We start from the raw sequence: 16,238 nt of genomic DNA, 5'->3' as shown, positions 1-16,238 counted from the left end.
GCGCGGAACGTGACGGCGTCGCGCGACGGCGGCGTCATTCCCACGCGTGCTTGCTGAATTGATAACCCTTGCTGCGGATCGTCTTGATCCGCTGCGGGTTGCTCGCGTCGTCGCGCAGCTTGCGGCGCAGCTTCGAGATACGCCCGTCGATCGTGCGATCGAGACCGTCGAATTCGACGCCGCGCAGCTGCAGCATCAGATCGTCACGGCTGACGACTTCGCCCGCATGACACACGAGCGCCCACAGCAGGTCGAATTCGGCCGACGTCAGGTCGGGTGTGCTGCCGTCGGGCAGCACGACGGTGCGGTCGGTGCGGTCGATCGAGAACTTGCCGAACGCGTAGCGCTCCGGCTGCGGCGCGGCGCTCTCGGCCGCGCGCACGGGCGCGCGGCGCAGTTGCGCTTTGATCCGCGCGAGCAGGATGCGCGGCTCGACCGGCTTGTGCACGTAGTCGTCCGCGCCGAATTCGAGGCCGAGGAGCTCGTCGAACGGCTCGTCGCGCGCCGTCACCATGATGATCACGCCGTCGTACTGCTTGCGCGCTTCGCGGCAGATCTCGAAGCCGTCCTTGCCCGGCAGGTTCACGTCGAGGATGACGAGATCGGGACGAATGGACAGAATCGCCGGCACCGCGGCGTCACCATGCAGCACGGTGTCGACTTCATAGTCGTTCTTGCGCAGGTAGCCGGCGATCAGCGTGGACAAGCGGGTGTCGTCTTCGACGAGCAGAATGCGAAAAGACATGGGCAGCGGTCGGATCATCGGAGAAGCCGCGGCGGCGCCGGCCGGTGCCGGACGCCGGCCATCGGCCGAAACGTACCGCATGATACTGCGCCCGCCGCTCGCCTGTTTGCCGGTCTTGAAAATAAGGGCGCGATTTCGGCCGCGCTTGACGAATCGGCGCCGGGACGGTTCCATACGGGCTCGCCGGAATCCGGCCTGCCTCTACCCTGCCTGACGCGATGAATTACCCGACGATCCTCGAACGCATCCACACCGAACTCGCCCCCTGGATTGGCCAGGGACGGGTGGCCGACTACATTCCCGAACTCGCGAAAGTGCCCGCCGACAAGTTCGGGATGGCCGTCGTGACGCTCGACGGAAACGTTTACACCGTCGGCGATGCGCACGAGCGCTTCTCGATCCAGAGCATCTCGAAGCTGTTCGCGTGCACGCTCGCATTCCAGTTGCTGGGCGACGCGCTGTGGGAACGGGTCGGCCGCGAGCCGTCCGGCACCGCGTTCAATTCGCTGGTCCAGCTCGAAAGCGAGCGCGGCAAGCCGCGCAATCCGTTCATCAACGCGGGCGCACTGGTCGTCACCGACGTGCTGTGCCGCCGCTTCGTGAAGGCCGAGACGGCGCTCGTCGAATTCGTGCGGCGGCTGATCGGCGCGAACGACATCGACTACGACTCGCGCGTCGCAACATCGGAGTTGCAGCACGCGGAGCGTAACCGCGCGATGGCGCACTTCATGGCAAGCTTCGGCAACATGCAGATGCCGCCCGACACGGTGATCGACGCGTATTGCCGGCAGTGCGCGATCACGATGAACTGCGTCGAGCTCGCCAGCGCCGCGCTGTTTCTGGCGAACGGCGGCGTCGCGCCGGCGACCGGCGAGCGGATCGTCGATTCGAGTTCCGCGAAGCGGCTGTCGGCGCTGATGCTGACCTGCGGGACATACGATGCGGCCGGCGATTTCGTGTACCGGGTCGGGCTGCCGGCGAAGAGCGGCGTCGGCGGCGGGATCGTCGCGGTGCTGCCCGGGGAGATGGCGGTGTGCGTGTGGGCGCCGGGGCTGGATGCGAACGGGAATTCGTTGGCCGGCACGCTGGCGCTGGAGTGGTTGACGACTTATACGGGGCGGTCGATTTTTTGAAGGGGCGATGCCGGGCTGCATCGTCGGCACCACCGATTTTCCGACATTCCGAAGCGATTACTGGAGAACACCACGCATGAATCCGGACAACGCATCAGAAATTGCAACCTCCGCCCGCGCGCACGCCGGCAGCCGTTCCTCCTCGCCGATCCCGCCCATCGTGCCATCAAAAACCGCGCTGCTCGTCATGCATTACCAGACCGATATTCTCGGGCTCTTCCCGTCGGTCGCGCCCGAGCTGCTCGCCAACACGCGCCGTCTCTGCGACGCGGCGCGAGCCGCCGGCATCGGCGTCTGGTTCGCGAATCTGCGCTTTAGCCCCGGCTATCCGGAAGTCAGCCCGCGCAACAAGAATGGCCAGGGCATCAAGCAGCTCGGCCTCTTCATCGACGACGCCCCGTGTCCCGAACTGGCCAGGCAGCCCGACGAACCGCTGATCGTCGCCCACCGCGCGAGCGTATTCTTCGGCACCGATCTGCAGGCGCGGCTCGTCGCGCAGGGCGTCGATTCGCTGATCATGGTCGGCATCGCGTCGACCGGCGTGATGCTGTCGTCGATCGCCCACGCGAGCGACGCCGATTTCGGCCTCTACACGGTCAAGGATTGCTGCTACGACCCGGACCCGATCGTCCACGAGCATCTGTTCGCCACCGCGTTCGAATCGCGCACGACGGTGTTGTCGCTCGCGGATGCGCTGCGGCTGCTGGCGTGACGACGGACTCGTCGCACCGCCGTTCGAAATCATGCATCCGATGGCGGGCTTACCGAGCCGCCACGCCGATGCCCGCCAGAATGAGATCGATGCCGGCCAGGAACTGCGCGCGCTCGTCGTGCGCGGCCAGTTGTTCGGCCACCTTCCGCACGAACGGATACTGCGCCGGTTCGAGCTGCGCCCACCGCTCGGCCACGGCCGCGACGATCTCGTGCTGCCCCGCCTCGCGCGGATGCAGCCGCGCACCGGCCGCGTATTGGCCGGCCAGCCCGAAGATGTAATGCATCAGCGCCGACGCCGCATTGAATTGCGCGGACTCGGGCACACCCAGCGCCTGAAGCTGCCCGCCGATGCGCTCCAGGATCCTCGGCACCGCGTCCTGCCACGGCTCCCGGAACAACTGCGCCCCCACCCACGGATGCGCGCCGAACGCGTCGAACAGGCGCAGCGCGACGCGCCGGATCGCTTCCGCCGCATCGCCGTCGCGCTCCGTCGGCACGTCCGTCAGCGCAGCCTCGATCACTTGATCCGCAGCCGCCGCGAGCAGGTCCTGCTTGTCGGCGACATGCCAGTAGATCGCGCCGCTTCCGGTCGCCAGGTGCGCGGCGAGCGTGCGAAACGTCAGCGCGCCCTCGCCTGAATGGTCGAGTATCCCGATCGCGGCCTCGACGATCCGCTCTTTCGACAGCGCGTCCGCGCGCCGCTCGGTCCGGTTGCTGGTTTTCATGGGTGCTAGCTTGACACATCTGGAACATCGTTCCAATATCTCGCCAATGGAACGACATTCCATTACTTTCCCGAAGCGAGCGCAATGCCGGTGCGTACCGCCCTCTCGATCACACCGGGGCCGCCTTGGCCCGAAACCGAGCCACCGATGAACGAGCCCGTGACCCATGATGTCGCGATCGCCGGAGCCGGCCCTGTCGGCCTGTTTCTCGCGTGCGAATTACGCCTCGCCGGCGCCTCCGTGCTGGTGGTCGAACAGGCGGACGATCCGGAATCCCCGCTGAAGCATCTCCCGTTCGGCATGCGCGGCCTGTCCGCGCCGACCATCGACGCGTTCTATCGTCGCGGCTTGCTCGACGGCATCGCGCTACCGTCCCGTGCAAAGGACACCGCGCATTGGATGCAGCAATCGCGTCGGCCGGCCGGCCATTTCGCCGGCATCCAGTTCTTCCACGACGACGTCGATACGTCGCAGTGGCCATATCACCTGCCCGGCCCGGCCAGCACGCACATGGCGACGGACATGGCGCGGGTCGAATCCGTGCTGAGCGCCCGCGCGCGCGCAACGGGCGTCGAGATCCGGCGCGGCGTCGCCGTCGAAGGCTTCGATCAGTCGGACGATGGTGTCACGCTGCACGCCGGCGGCGAAACATTCCACGCACGCTGGCTCGTCGGCTGCGACGGCGGGCGCAGCGCGGTCCGCAAGGCCGGCGGCTTCGCGTTCGCCGGCACCAACGCCGAGTTCACCGGCTACTCGATCGAAGCCGAGTTCGCCGATCCGGGCGCGCTGCTGCCGGGCCGTCACCACACGGCGGCCGGGATGTACACCTACACGCCGCCCAGAACCGTCGCGCTGGTCGAATTCGACGGCGGCGCATTCCACCGGGGCGGGCCGGTGACGCTCGAGCATGCGCAGGCCGTGCTGCGCCGCGTGTCCGGCACCGGCGTCACGTTGACCGCGCTTCGGCTCGCCGCCACGTGGACCGATCGCGCGTACCAGGCATCGACGTACCGCAACGGCCACGTGCTGCTCGCGGGCGATGCCGCGCACATCCATTCGCCGCTCGGCGGCCAGGGGCTCAATCTCGGGCTCGGCGATGCGATGAATCTCGGCTGGAAGCTGGCCGCGACGATCCGCGGCGACGCGCCGGACGGGCTGCTCGACAGCTATACGAACGAACGGCATCCGGTGGGCGCACGCGTGCTCGACTGGTCGCGTGCGCAGGTCGCGCTGATGCGACCGTCTCCGAGTTCGCGCGCGCTCGCCGCGATCATTCGCGATCTCGTCGACACGCGCGACGGCGCGACGTACTTCGCCGAGCGCCTGTGGGGCGTGTCGCTCGCGTACGATCTCGGCGGCGGCCATCCACTCGTGGGCCACGGCGTTCCCGACTTCGAACTGGCCGACGGCACGCGGCTCGGCGAACACGTCAGGCACGGCAAGGGCATGCTGCTGGACTTCGATGCGAACCCGTCGCTTCGGGCACTGGCAAGCCGTTGGCACGACCGGATCGCGTATCTCGCGAGCGACGCGAAGGACCGGCTCGGATTGCGCGCGGTGCTGGTGCGCCCCGACGGCTTCATCGCATGGGCCTGCAATGACGATGCGGACGTGGACGCAGTCGCGCATGCGGCCATGCGGTGGTTCGGCGTGCCGTCCGCGACGCGTTGAGCGCAGCCGACGGACAAACCCGCATGCGCTCCGTCAACGGCACGCCCGACATGCTGGAATGCCCATGCCACCCGTCATGCCGCAACCCTGACCGTTCGCGACGTGCGCGATATCGCGCACGTCAGCCGCGCCCCGTCACTTCGCGATGAACACACCCGACGTCGGGCACGTGCCCTGCGTATTGCCGTCCGTCACGAGCGACGCCGCGCTCGGAAACTGCGCGGTCGCATTCGTCTTCACCGCGATCCACGCTTCGGTGAAGTAGCTCACGCCGTTCGTCTTCGTGCACTTCAGCGACACCGCGCTGCGCGTGTTGCTGCCGAACGCGCCTTCGAATGCCGACAGCAACTGGTTACGCGTGACCGTCTTGCCCGCGTTCGCTTGCAGGAACGCGTTGAACGACGTGTTGCCCAACCGGCTGATCATGCCCGACGCCTGATTCCAGTAAGCATCGGGCGTCGCCGAATTCGAACACGTGCCATGCTTGAACCACTCGTGCTTGTCGAGACACGATGCGACGCCCGGCATGTACGTCGACAGCGTGTTGCGGGTCGCGCTGCTGATCGGGTATGCGTCCATGCTGCACCACTGGTGAGCGTTGTCGAGGTCGATGTCGCTCTGCGGCACGCCGCAATAGAACGGCTGATTGCCGTCGTAGCGGTTCGGCCACAGCCCGTGCAGCGACAGGCTCGTCGCCGCATACGAGCCGGCGAGGTTCGTGCATTCCGGCGTGTCGTGCGACGCGCAGAAGCCCGGCTCCCACGATGCGGCGAGCAACAGGTAGTCGTAGCTGGTCTGCGCGGCGGCGTGCAGTGAAACGGAAGCGACGGCGAGTGCGGCAGCGGCGCGGGCGAGCGTCTTGAGCATGGCGTGTTTCCTCGGAAAGGGCTTGCGGTCGCGGGATGCGCCGCAAGGTTGTCGAATGTCTGCCCGCGATTGTTGCTGACGCAACATGGCACGAATGTGAAGGTGGACGAAAGAATGCGCGATCGCTCAGGTGCCGAGCTGCGTGCACGCGCGCGCCGACGCTTCGGGGCCCTCGAGCGCGAGAATCTGCCACACGCCGATGCTGACGCGCCGGCGCGCCGCCGTCGACGCATCGGCCAGCAACGCCTCGACACGGGGAGCGACATCGGGCGCCTTCTGCTGCAGCGCCGCGTGGTGCCGCGCACGCGACGCCGGTTCGGGCTCGTACACGTCGCAGAGGCGCACCATGCCGGCGAGGCCGGCCAGAACGTCGTCCTTGTCGATCGCGGCCGGCTCGACGGGCGCGAGCCCGTTACGCTCCGCCGGCGGCAGCTTGTTGCGCGCGCCTTCGTCGATCGCCGTGGCGGACGCCGGCGGCAGGCCGCCCAGCGCCGCGACGATCCGGCTGCCCGCGGCGATCATGTCGCCCTGGCACGCGACCTTCTCGGCGGCCGCGACGTTCGAGCAGAACGACACCGACATCCGGTAAACGTCGTTGCTCATGCGCGGCACTTCGTCCGTGTCCGCCTGCGCGAGGCCGGCGCTCGCCAGCGTCAGCGCGGCCGGAATCAGGATGCGGAACGCTCTCGTGTTATTCATCGTCGTCGTCCGTGGGGGGCTGATGGCAGGCAATATCGCGGCGCCGCGCGAAGGCGCCCCTCGTGACGTCGGGCCCGCGTCCGGCGCCACGCGTTCACTTCATCGACGCCGCCTCCGACCCGCCGGGCGACAGCGCCGCGCTGTCCTGCTCGCGCCACGCGCGGCGCGACGCCATGATCGCGCTCACGGCCGAGCGCGCAACCTTCCACCACGCGAACGGACGCGGATCGGCGAGCATGCTGAGCGCGCGCGCATAGTCGAGCGTGAGCCCGGGCGTCCACGCCATCGTCACCGCACGCTTGCGGATCTGCGCGGCCACCCACAGCTCGGGCGTGAGCAGCAGCCGCACGAACGCGCCCCACCCGGCCCGCGCGCCCTTCAGCCGCCACACCGCGCCGTCGAGCGCGGCTTCGAGCGCATTCGACACGGAGCTCGAGCAGTTGCGGTGCGTGAGGTTGTACGTCGTGTTCTGCCGGTACGACGACCAGAACGCATCGAGCTTGGCCGGATCGTAGTTGCGGATGCGCACGCGCACCGTCGACGGACACCACGCTTTCGACTCGGTCGCATAGTCGGGCTGGAACAGGCCCGGCACGTCGTTCTCGCGCGTCGCACGCAGGATGCGCGTGAATTCGTCCGGAGAACGATCGATTTCGACGCCCGGATACAGGCTGATGTAGATACCCTCCGGCGACTCCAGCGCCGCATGGCCGGTCGAGATCACGCCGTTGACGTCCACCGCCGCGATGTAGCGGTCGATCACCGGATAACGCTGCGCTTCGGCCTTCGACGTGCCGGTCGGCGTCCACACGTGCACGGTGAGCGCCCGCTCGCCGTCGGCCGGCGGGCCGTCCCATTCGGATTGCGCGAACTGCGGCAGGTTCGGCGCATCGTCGAGATCCGGCGCCAGCGCCGGCGCGGGCGACGTCGCGAACGCCGGGTTGCGTGTCAGCCGCCGCACGCGTGCGGCAAGGCTCAGCATGTGCATCCCGCCGAACGTCAGCAACAGGCCGAGGCAGTACGGCACGGTGCCCACGTAGTGCGTCGGGTACGGCTGAAAGAAGAAGATCGCCAGCAGGATCTCGACGACGCCCCACGCGAACGCGACGTGCCAGCGGCGATAGCGCACCATCCATGCGGACGTGCATTGCAACAGCCCGTCGACGAGAAACAGCGTGCCGAAGATCATCGACAGCAGGAAGTGGCCGTGATGATGGCCGGCAAACACGAGCCCCGCAGCCACCACGACCGCGATGCCCTTCACGTAGCGCAGGATGCGCTGCCCGCCGACCCCGCTGCCAGCCACCGCGAGCGTCGCGAGCCCCTCGATCAGGAACAGCCATGCGAACAGTTCGATCGGAAAATGCAGCGCGCCGTCGAGCGCATCGACGAAAATGCCGACGCCCGCGACGACCCACAGCCAGCCGAGCACGGTCAACCCGCGCCAGCGGGTTCGCAGATATTCGATGCCCAGCAGCAGCAACACCAGTCGTACCATTGCGCCCTCGTATCTTTTTTCGGGAAACGCGCGGCCTTGCGCTCCCTGTCGTTGCGACCGCGCGTCGGGCGACGCGCCGGCCGGAAGGCGGTCATCGTTGCCAGCGCGTCATGTCGCTCACATGATCGATGGCGGCCGGCACGCACCGCTCTGGCCGAATAATAAGATATGGTGAGACCGGTTGAAAGCCTCGCGAAAACAATTCCGACGGGGCGCGCACGGCAACGCTGCCACAGGAGCATCGTCATGAATGCCTCACCGCTTCATCCGTCCTCGCTCGGCCCGCAACTCAAGCGCTGGCGCGCGCTGCACCGCGTGAAGCAAAGCCATGCGGCCGAGCTGTTCGGCGTCGCGCAATCGACGATCTCGCGCTGGGAGGCCGGCCTCCAGCAGATGTCGCCCGACGAACGCGCGACGGCCGAACGGCTGCTCGCCGCGCGCCTCGATTCCGCGGGCGACCACGCACTCGCGCGGCTGATCGCCGGCAGTGCGGGCCGCATGCATCTCGTTTGCGATCTCACGCACCGTCTGCTTGCCAGCTCGCCGGCGCGCGCGGCCGAGTTCTCGCGGCCGCTTTCGACGCTGCTCGGCACGTCGCTGTGGCGCTACGCGACGCCGGAGATCGTCCGCATGGAAGCGGCGCTCGACCGGCTCGGCTGGCACGAACGCGCAGGGCCGCCGAGCGTCGAGTTCGACACCGGCGCGAATGCGTCGCGCGTCGTGCCGATTCGCGGCAGCCGGTGCCGGTGGACACGGATGACCTTGTCGGACGGCTCGGCCGTGCGGCTCGTGGAAACGCTCGACGTGCACTGACGGTCCACGCATATTTCATGCGTGGACGAAGCCCGGTTGGCCGGCATACGCTTGACGACTCATCGCAAGAACGCCGACCATGAATCCCGATACGATCCACGCGCGGCTTGCTTTCCTGCGCGAAGCCGAACGCCTGAAGGACGTGCTGCGCAGCGGCCATACGTCGGCCGGCCGCCCCGAAAGCACGGCCGAGCACAGTTGGCGGCTATGCCTGATGGCGCTCGTGTTCGCCGATGCACTGCCCGCCGTCGACACGCTGAAGCTGCTGAAACTGTGCGTCGTCCACGACCTCGGCGAGGCGCTGCACGGCGACATCCCCGCGATCGCGCAGGATGCATACCCCGATAAGCGCGCGCACGAACGCGACGACCTGCTGACGCTGACCGCGCCGCTCGACCGCGCGGTGCGCGACGAGATCGTCGCGCTGTGGGATGAATACGAGGCAGCCGCCTCGCCGGAAGCCCGCGCGGCGAAGGCGCTCGACAAGCTCGAAACGATCCTGCAGCACAACCAGGGCAGCAATCCGCCCGATTTCGACTATGCGTTCAATCTCGGCTACGGGCGTCGCTACACCGACGCCGCGCCGCTGTTCAGCGCGATCCGCGAGATCGTCGATGCCGATACGCAGCGCAGGATCGACGCGGGCGGACACCGCGCGTGAGCTCGCGAGATCGCGCGGGCTACCCCGCTCGCCCCGCTCGTACGAACGCGAATGCACGCTCGTAAGCCTGCCGATCGGCAGCGGCTTCACGGTCACGCACCTCGACGAATGGGGGCCGGCGCTCGAGCAAGTCGACGCGCTGCCCCGCTCGACGAAAAACGCGACCGGCCGATGATGGCGATTGTCGTCGCGCGGCGGATCGTCGCCTTTTCACGGATCGAAACAATTGCACTGTTCGGCCCGCGCGTCGGTCCGGCATCCACACAATTCAGCACAATTTCCACACGATTTGGCGCGAATTCCTCGCTTACCATGAGCGCCTGATTCGATTCGGCACACCCGCGCGATGCGTACGCGGAACCCGTCGCGGACAACGCGTCCGGCATGCGACACCGACCGGATCGTTCCGTTCGGCCGCACGCATTGCCGGCGCCTGCTTCATCCTCGCTGCATTCTCATGATCCAGAAGACCCATCGCCGCCGGCGCATCGTGCTGGCCACCCTTGCCATCGTCGCGATCGCCGCCGGCGTCACGCTGAAGGCCTGCGCGCCCGACAAGCATCCGCAGTACCTGTCCGCACCGGTCACGCGCGGCGATCTCGAGAATGCGGTGCTCGCGACCGGCGCGCTGCAGGCGTTCAAGCAAGTGGACGTCGGCGCGCAGGTGTCGGGGCAGTTGAAGACGCTGAAGGTCAAGCTCGGCGACAAGGTCACGAAGGGCCAGTGGCTCGCCGAGATCGATCCCGTGATCTCGGAAAACGCGCTGCGCCAGGCGCGCGCCAGCGAAGAAAGCCTGCGCGCGCAGCAGCAATCGACCGCCGCGCAACTGACACAGGCCGAACTCGCGTTCCGCCGCCAGCAGGCGATGCTGCCCGACGATGCGACGTCGCGCGAATCGTTCGAGGCCGCGCGCGCGGCGCTCGACGTGCAGCGCGCCACCCTCGCGTCGCTCGCCGCGCAGATCCGTTCGGCCCGCATCCAGATCGAGACCGCACAGGCCAACCTCGGCTACACGCGCATCGTCGCGCCGATCGACGGCGAGGTCGTCGCGATCGTCACGCAGGAAGGCCAGACCGTGATCGCTCAGCAGCAGGCGCCGGTGATCCTGAAGCTCGCGAATCTCGACACGATGACCGTGAAGGCGCAGGTATCGGAAGCCGACGTGATCCGCGTGAGCGCCGGCCAGAGCGCCTATTTCACGATCCTCGGCGAACCGGACAAGCGTCATTACGGCAAGCTGCGCGCGATCGAACCGGCACCGCAGAACTACGCCGACGCGCAAAGCACGCTCGGCGGCGCAGGCGGCAGCGCGAAGCCCAACAGCGCGGTGTTCTACAACGCACTGTTCGACGTGCCGAATCCCGAGCACCGGCTGCGCATCGCGATGACCGCGCAGGTCAACATCGTGCTCGGCAACGCGCGCAACGCGCTGATCATTCCGGCCGCCGCGCTCGGCGTGAAGCGCAAGGACGGCACCGTCGCGGTACGCGTGCTGCGCGCCGACGGCAGCACGGAAACGCGTCACATCCGCATCGGCATCAACAACAACGTGCGCGTCGAAGTGCTGGCCGGCCTGAAGGACGGCGAGCGCGTCGTGATCGGCGAAGCGTCGGCGGACGAGCGCGCGCCATTGTCGGACGTGGTGTAACGATGAGCCAGCCTCTGCTGAAACTCGCCGCCGTCACGCGACGCTTTCCGGCCGGCGACAAGGACGTCGTCGTCCTGAACAACGTCAGCCTGTCGATCGACGCGGGCGAGATCGTCGCGATCGTCGGCGCGTCGGGGTCCGGCAAGTCGACGCTGATGAACATCCTCGGCTGCCTCGATCATCCGAGCGAAGGCACGTACACGGTCGGCGGACGCGACACGCAGATGCTCGACAGCGACGAGCTCGCGCAGTTGCGCCGCGAGCACTTCGGCTTCGTGTTCCAGCGCTATCACCTGCTGCCGCACGTCGACGCGGTCGCGAACCTCGAAATGCCGGCGATCTACGCAGGCACCCCGCGCGCCGAGCGGCACGCCCGCGCCCGCGCGTTGCTCGCGCGCCTCGGGCTCGCCGATCGCGCGCATCACCGGCCCGGGCAACTGTCCGGCGGCCAGCAGCAGCGCGTGAGCATTGCACGCGCGCTGATGAACGGCGGCCAGGTGATCCTCGCGGACGAACCGACCGGCGCGCTCGACACGAAAAGCGGCCAGGACGTGATCCGCATCCTGCACGAACTGAACGCGCTCGGCCATACGATCGTGATCGTCACGCACGACAAGGCGGTGGCGCGCCATGCGCGGCGCATCATCGAAATCAGCGACGGCGAGATCGTCGCCGACCGGCCGAACCGCCACTACGCGGAAGCGCTCGCGGAATCCGGCGTCGGGCCAGCGGCAACGGCCGAAACGGCACCCGACGGGCGGTCCGCACCGGCTTCCGGGGATGCCCCGCCGGCCGGCGACGCCGACGCCGACGCCGACACCGACACCGCTCCCGCCCCGCGCGCCCGACGCTTCGCCGCCGGCACCGGCCGCTTCGGCGAGGCGTGCCGGATGGCCTGGATCGCGCTCGTGTCGCACCGGCTGCGCACGCTGCTGACGATGCTCGGCATCATCATCGGCATCACGTCGGTCGTGTCGATCGTCGCGGTCGGCGAAGGCGCGAAGCGTTACATGCTCGACGAGATCGGCAGCATCGGCACCAATACGATCAGCCTCTATCCGGGCACCGACTGGGGCGACAGCCGCGCGGACACGATCCAGACGCTCGTGCCCGACGACGTCGCCGCGCTCGCGGAGCAGCCGTACGTCGACAGCGCGACACCCGAGACGTCGCGCACGCTGCTGCTGCGTTATCGCAACATCAACGTGAATGCGCTCGTCAGCGGCGTCGGCGACCGCTACTTCCAGGCGCGCGGGATGCGTTTCGCGCTCGGCGTCGCGTTCGACGACGACGCGGTGCGCCGCCAGGCGCAGGTGGTCGTGATCGACCAGAACACGCGCCGCAAGCTGTTCGGCGCGACGCGCAATCCGGTCGGCGAAGCGATCCTCGTCGACAACGTGCCGTGCGTCGTGATCGGCGTGACCGCCGACAAGAAAAGCGCATTCGGCAGCGTGAAGAGCCTGAACGTGTGGGTGCCGTACACGACCGCGAGCGGGCGCCTGTTCGGCCAGCGCTATCTCGACAGCATCACCGTGCGCGTGCGCGACGGGCAGCCGAGCGCCGCCGCCGAGAAAAGCCTCGAGAAACTGATGATCCAGCGCCACGGCCGCAAGGACTTCTTCACGTACAACATGGACAGCGTGGTCAAGACCGTCGAGAAGACCGGCCAGTCGCTGACGCTGCTGCTCTCGCTGATCGCGGTGATCTCGCTCGTGGTCGGCGGGATCGGCGTGATGAACATCATGCTGGTGTCGGTTACCGAGCGTACGCGCGAGATCGGCATCCGGATGGCGGTCGGCGCGCGCCAGTCCGACATCCTGCAGCAGTTCCTGGTCGAGGCCGTGCTCGTGTGCCTGCTCGGCGGCACGATCGGCATCGCGCTGTCGTTCGGGCTCGGCGCGCTGTTCTCGATGTTCGTCGCGCAGTGGAAGATGGTGTTCTCGGCCGGCGCGATCGCGACCGCGTTCGTGTGCTCGACGCTCACCGGTGTGATTTTCGGGTTCATGCCTGCGCGCAACGCGTCGCGGCTCGATCCGATCGATGCGCTCGCGCGCGACTGACGAAACATGGCCATCACGCAATCCTCCCCGCTTCACCGCCTCGGCGCATTCGCGTGCGCGGCCGCGCTGCTCGCCGGCTGCGCGGGCGTGCGCCACGATCCGCTGCCGGCCGTCGCGATGCCCGCGAACTGGGCCGCGCCGGTCGCGGCCGACGCGCCTGCCGCCGCGCGCGACTGGTGGCGCAGCTTCGGCGATCCGCAACTCGATGCGCTGATCGACGGCGCGCTACGCGCCAACGGCGATCTCGCGATCGCGGCGATCCGCGTGTATCGCGCGCAATTGCAGGCGGGACTCGTCGACACGAACCTGACGCCCAACGTGACGCTGGGCGCGAACGGCGCCGTGTCGCGCACGCTCGATACCCACCGAACGAGCCGAGCGAGCAGCCTCACCGGTTCGCTCAGCTACGAAATCGACCTGTGGGGCCGGCTGGCCGCGCTGCGCGATGCCGCGCACTGGGAAGCCGACGCGACGGCCGCCGATCTCGAAGCCGCGCGGCTGTCGCTGATCGGCACGACCGCGGCGCTGTACTGGCAGATCGGCTATCTGAACCGGCAGATCGCGCTCGGCGAAGCGAACATCGCGTATGCGGTGCGCACGCTCGCGCTCGTCCGGTCGCGGCACACGGCCGGCGCCGTGTCGGGGCTCGATGTCGCGCAGGCCGAACAGAGCCTCGCCGCGCAACGCGCGGCGCAAACGCAACTGATCCAGCAGCGCACCGAGAACCGGCACGCGCTCGCGATCCTGTTCGACCGGCCGCCGCAGCAGTTCGCGGCCGAGCCGGCGGCACTGCCCGACGCTGCGCCGCCCGACGTAGCGGCCGGCCTGCCCGCGAGCCTGCTCGGCCGGCGTCCCGACCTGCGTGCGGCGGAATTCCGGCTGCGCGAGTCGCTCGCTCAGGTCGACGCGACGCGCACGAGCTTCTACCCGACTTTCACGCTGACCGGCAGCGCCGGCACGACGAGCACGAGCCTCGAGCGTGTGCTGACGAACCCGATCGGCACGCTCGGGCTCGGCCTCGCGCTGCCGTTCATCCAGTGGAACACGATGCAGCTGCAGATCAAGGTGTCGAAGTCGCAGTACGAGGAAGCGGTGGTCGGGTTCCGCCAGCGGCTCCATACGGCGCTCGCGGAAGTCGAGAACGCGCTGTCCGCACGCGTGCAGCTCGAACGCGAGGCCGAACAGCGCGCGCTGTCGCTCGCCCAGGCGCAGCGCGCCGAGCGGCTGGCCGCCGCGCGCTTCGCGGCCGGCGCGACCGCCGTGCAGCCGTGGCTCGACCAGCAGCAGGTCCTGAGGAGCGCGCAGAGCGCCGACGAACTGACGCGCCTGAACCGGCTCAACAACCAGATGAAGCTCTACCGCGCACTTGGCGGCGGGACGTCCTGACCGGCCGCCATATGCCGCACGCCGGCTGCGTCACTCGCACACGGCCGCCCCGCGCCGCGCCGGCGCGAACGCCACCATGCTCGCGGTCGCGAGCACGGCCACGCCCGCCGCTCCGTACACCATCACCCAGCCGAACCCATGCACCAGCGCCGCGTGCAGCGCCGCGCCGGTCGGGTCGGCCTGCGCGAGCGCCGGCGCGACGGCCTGCAGCCCGTCGGTGCGACCCGACGCGATTTCCTGCGCGAGCCGGCGCAGCGCCGCGTCGCCGATCGCACCGGCCGGCCCGCGCTTCAGGCTCGCGACGATCCCCGCCACCAGCACGAAGCCCATTGCCGCGATGTTCAGCGCGAGCGAGATCATCCGCGCGCTCATGTCGATGCCCGACGCCATCCCGGCGCGCGCGCTCGGCACCGCACCCGTCGTCGTGTTGGTGACGGGCGTGTTGGTCAGCCCGAGCCCGATGCCGGCGATCACGCAGCCCGGCAGCATCGTCAGCCAGCTCGCATGATCGGCCGCGCTGCCCAACCGCATCAGCACGAAACCGGCCGCGATCGTGAACAGGCCGCCCGGAATCACGACACCCGGCCCGTAGCGCAGGGCGAGCCGTTCGCCGAACGGCGGCGCGATCAGCGTCGGCAGCGTATACGCGAGCAACGCGAGGCCGGCCGTCACGCTGTCGTAGCCGAGCGCGACCTGGAACCAGATCGGCAGGTAGATCATGAACGGCCAGAAGCTGAAGTTCATCCCCATCGAGCCGAAGATCGCGCCGGTGAACGCGCGAATCCGGAACACCGAGAAGTCGAACATCGGCCGCGCGCTGCGGCGCTCCGCGGCAACGAAGCCCACCAGCGCGAGCACGGTCGCGCCGAGCACGCCGAGGCCGGCTCTGCTCGTCAATCCGAGTTCCGCGCTTTGGGTGATGTAGAACGCGAGACCGAGCACCGCGAGCGACAACGTGACGATGCCCGCGACGTCGAGCGAGCCTGCATGCGGATCGCGCGATTCCTGCACCGCGCCGCCGATCAGCACGAGCGCGACGGCCGCGAGCGGCGCATGAACGAGGAATACCCACGGCCAGCTCGCCAGCGCGACGATCGCGCCGCCGACGATCGGCCCGAACCCGAGGCCGATGCCGAACACGATCCCCCAGATCCCGAATGCGCGGCCGCGCTCGCGCCCTTCGCGAAACTGGTGTGACAGCACGGCGATCTGGCAGATCAGCATCGCGCCGCCGCTCGCGCCTTGCAGCAGCCGGCCCGCCACGAGCACCGGCACGTTCGGCGCGAGCCCGCAGAGCAGCGACGTCGCGCCGAACAGCACGGTGCCGATCACGTACACGCGCTTGCGGCCAAACCGGTCCGCGAGCGTACCGGCCGCCATCAGCACCGTCGTACATGCGATCGTGTACGCGTTCATGATCCACTGCATGCCGTTGAAATCGCCATGCAGCACGTGTTCGAGCGTCGGCAGGATCACCGGCACGCTCGAGATTTCGAGGCCGAACATCAGCGACGTGAGACAGACGGCCGCGAGTGCGACCGCATTCCTGCGAGAGTCGGATAGCGTCATGCGTATTGCGCGGCGGCTCGACGACAGGCCGCGCGCCTCCAGGTTGAGT

General features: G+C 68.5%; 15 protein-coding genes. 9 read left to right on the top strand and 6 right to left on the bottom strand.

All coding sequences use genetic code 11. The features are described 5' to 3' along the window. Positions 1-34 precede the first annotated feature (34 nt). Positions 35-745: a response regulator gene (locus tag WS61_RS19360; RefSeq protein ID WP_034204362.1), complete on the bottom strand. Its 711-nt coding sequence runs from the start codon at positions 743-745 to the stop codon at positions 35-37. Positions 746-963: 218 nt separating this feature from the next. Here WS61_RS19360 and WS61_RS19355 point away from each other — a divergent pair, with 218 nt between their 5' ends. Both WS61_RS19355 and WS61_RS19350 read left to right on the top strand, forming a co-directional pair. Beyond that, positions 964-1,878: a glutaminase gene (locus WS61_RS19355; protein ID WP_059502478.1), complete on the top strand. Its 915-nt coding sequence runs from the start codon at positions 964-966 to the stop codon at positions 1,876-1,878. Positions 1,879-1,954: 76 nt separating this feature from the next. Then, complete coding sequence (locus WS61_RS19350; protein WP_059502476.1) at positions 1,955-2,590, top strand: isochorismatase family cysteine hydrolase; 636 nt, start codon at positions 1,955-1,957, stop codon at positions 2,588-2,590. A 49-nt stretch (positions 2,591-2,639) separates the two neighbouring features. On the opposite strand, the gene WS61_RS19345 is transcribed toward WS61_RS19350, so the two are convergent. Continuing rightward, a complete protein-coding gene (locus WS61_RS19345) occupies positions 2,640-3,317 on the bottom strand; it encodes a TetR/AcrR family transcriptional regulator (protein WP_059502474.1) in 678 nt (225 codons plus the stop codon). 147 nt (positions 3,318-3,464) lie between these two features. Here WS61_RS19345 and WS61_RS19340 point away from each other — a divergent pair, with 147 nt between their 5' ends. Beyond that, positions 3,465-4,988, top strand: a complete 1,524-nt coding sequence (locus WS61_RS19340; RefSeq protein ID WP_059502472.1) for an FAD-dependent monooxygenase — start codon at positions 3,465-3,467, stop codon at positions 4,986-4,988. Positions 4,989-5,123: 135 nt separating this feature from the next. On the opposite strand, the gene WS61_RS19335 is transcribed toward WS61_RS19340, so the two are convergent. The 3 genes from WS61_RS19335 to WS61_RS19325 form a co-directional block, all read right to left on the bottom strand. Then, positions 5,124-5,855 (bottom strand): ribonuclease T2, encoded by a 732-nt coding sequence (locus WS61_RS19335; RefSeq protein WP_034204357.1) that lies wholly within the window; start codon positions 5,853-5,855, stop codon positions 5,124-5,126. A gap of 126 nt (positions 5,856-5,981) precedes the next feature. Next, the gene (locus WS61_RS19330; RefSeq protein ID WP_059502470.1) at positions 5,982-6,554 is read right to left on the bottom strand and encodes a hypothetical protein; all 573 of its coding nucleotides are present in this window, start codon (positions 6,552-6,554) and stop codon (positions 5,982-5,984) included. Positions 6,555-6,648: 94 nt separating this feature from the next. After that, positions 6,649-8,052 carry an HdeD family acid-resistance protein gene (locus tag WS61_RS19325; protein ID WP_059502468.1) on the bottom strand — a complete coding sequence of 468 codons (1,404 nt, stop codon included), beginning with the start codon at positions 8,050-8,052 and terminating at the stop codon, positions 6,649-6,651. A 246-nt stretch (positions 8,053-8,298) separates the two neighbouring features. Here WS61_RS19325 and WS61_RS19320 point away from each other — a divergent pair, with 246 nt between their 5' ends. From WS61_RS19320 to WS61_RS19295, 6 genes are all read left to right on the top strand, one after another. Then, positions 8,299-8,865: a helix-turn-helix transcriptional regulator gene (locus tag WS61_RS19320; protein ID WP_059502465.1), complete on the top strand. Its 567-nt coding sequence runs from the start codon at positions 8,299-8,301 to the stop codon at positions 8,863-8,865. Between the two features lie 79 nt (positions 8,866-8,944). After that, a complete protein-coding gene (locus tag WS61_RS19315) occupies positions 8,945-9,526 on the top strand; it encodes an HD domain-containing protein (protein ID WP_059502463.1) in 582 nt (193 codons plus the stop codon). A 171-nt stretch (positions 9,527-9,697) separates the two neighbouring features. Further along, entirely contained in the window at positions 9,698-9,850 is a 153-nt protein-coding gene (locus WS61_RS35255) for a hypothetical protein (protein WP_179949687.1), read from the top strand. Positions 9,851-9,983: 133 nt separating this feature from the next. Further along, positions 9,984-11,174 carry an efflux RND transporter periplasmic adaptor subunit gene (locus tag WS61_RS19305; protein ID WP_059502779.1) on the top strand — a complete coding sequence of 397 codons (1,191 nt, stop codon included), beginning with the start codon at positions 9,984-9,986 and terminating at the stop codon, positions 11,172-11,174. 2 nt (positions 11,175-11,176) lie between these two features. After that, the gene (locus WS61_RS19300) at positions 11,177-13,234 is read left to right on the top strand and encodes a MacB family efflux pump subunit (RefSeq protein ID WP_059502460.1); all 2,058 of its coding nucleotides are present in this window, start codon (positions 11,177-11,179) and stop codon (positions 13,232-13,234) included. 6 nt (positions 13,235-13,240) lie between these two features. Next, complete coding sequence (locus WS61_RS19295; RefSeq protein ID WP_059502458.1) at positions 13,241-14,620, top strand: efflux transporter outer membrane subunit; 1,380 nt, start codon at positions 13,241-13,243, stop codon at positions 14,618-14,620. A gap of 30 nt (positions 14,621-14,650) precedes the next feature. On the opposite strand, the gene WS61_RS19290 is transcribed toward WS61_RS19295, so the two are convergent. Next, complete coding sequence (locus WS61_RS19290; RefSeq protein WP_059502456.1) at positions 14,651-16,189, bottom strand: MFS transporter; 1,539 nt, start codon at positions 16,187-16,189, stop codon at positions 14,651-14,653. Positions 16,190-16,238: the final 49 nt, after the last annotated feature.

Origin of the sequence: Burkholderia sp. ABCPW 11, assembly GCF_001523445.1 — a bacterium.
In the GTDB taxonomy this organism is placed as follows: Bacteria; Pseudomonadota; Gammaproteobacteria; order Burkholderiales; family Burkholderiaceae; genus Burkholderia.
This window is presented reverse-complemented; position numbering and strand designations above follow the sequence as displayed.

What these genes read in the sequence shown, in the direction of transcription:
- WS61_RS19360 (WP_034204362.1), bottom strand. Translation starts at nt 745, where the DNA reads ATGTCTTTTCGCATTCTGCTCGTCGAAGACGACACCCGCTTGTCCACG.
- WS61_RS19355 (WP_059502478.1), top strand. Translation starts at nt 964, where the DNA reads ATGAATTACCCGACGATCCTCGAACGCATCCACACCGAACTCGCCCCC.
- WS61_RS19350 (WP_059502476.1), top strand. Translation starts at nt 1,955, where the DNA reads ATGAATCCGGACAACGCATCAGAAATTGCAACCTCCGCCCGCGCGCAC.
- WS61_RS19345 (WP_059502474.1), bottom strand. Translation starts at nt 3,317, where the DNA reads ATGAAAACCAGCAACCGGACCGAGCGGCGCGCGGACGCGCTGTCGAAA.
- WS61_RS19340 (WP_059502472.1), top strand. Translation starts at nt 3,465, where the DNA reads ATGAACGAGCCCGTGACCCATGATGTCGCGATCGCCGGAGCCGGCCCT.
- WS61_RS19335 (WP_034204357.1), bottom strand. Translation starts at nt 5,855, where the DNA reads ATGCTCAAGACGCTCGCCCGCGCCGCTGCCGCACTCGCCGTCGCTTCC.
- WS61_RS19330 (WP_059502470.1), bottom strand. Translation starts at nt 6,554, where the DNA reads ATGAATAACACGAGAGCGTTCCGCATCCTGATTCCGGCCGCGCTGACG.
- WS61_RS19325 (WP_059502468.1), bottom strand. Translation starts at nt 8,052, where the DNA reads ATGGTACGACTGGTGTTGCTGCTGCTGGGCATCGAATATCTGCGAACC.
- WS61_RS19320 (WP_059502465.1), top strand. Translation starts at nt 8,299, where the DNA reads ATGAATGCCTCACCGCTTCATCCGTCCTCGCTCGGCCCGCAACTCAAG.
- WS61_RS19315 (WP_059502463.1), top strand. Translation starts at nt 8,945, where the DNA reads ATGAATCCCGATACGATCCACGCGCGGCTTGCTTTCCTGCGCGAAGCC.
- WS61_RS35255 (WP_179949687.1), top strand. Translation starts at nt 9,698, where the DNA reads ATGATGGCGATTGTCGTCGCGCGGCGGATCGTCGCCTTTTCACGGATC.
- WS61_RS19305 (WP_059502779.1), top strand. Translation starts at nt 9,984, where the DNA reads ATGATCCAGAAGACCCATCGCCGCCGGCGCATCGTGCTGGCCACCCTT.
- WS61_RS19300 (WP_059502460.1), top strand. Translation starts at nt 11,177, where the DNA reads ATGAGCCAGCCTCTGCTGAAACTCGCCGCCGTCACGCGACGCTTTCCG.
- WS61_RS19295 (WP_059502458.1), top strand. Translation starts at nt 13,241, where the DNA reads ATGGCCATCACGCAATCCTCCCCGCTTCACCGCCTCGGCGCATTCGCG.
- WS61_RS19290 (WP_059502456.1), bottom strand. Translation starts at nt 16,189, where the DNA reads ATGACGCTATCCGACTCTCGCAGGAATGCGGTCGCACTCGCGGCCGTC.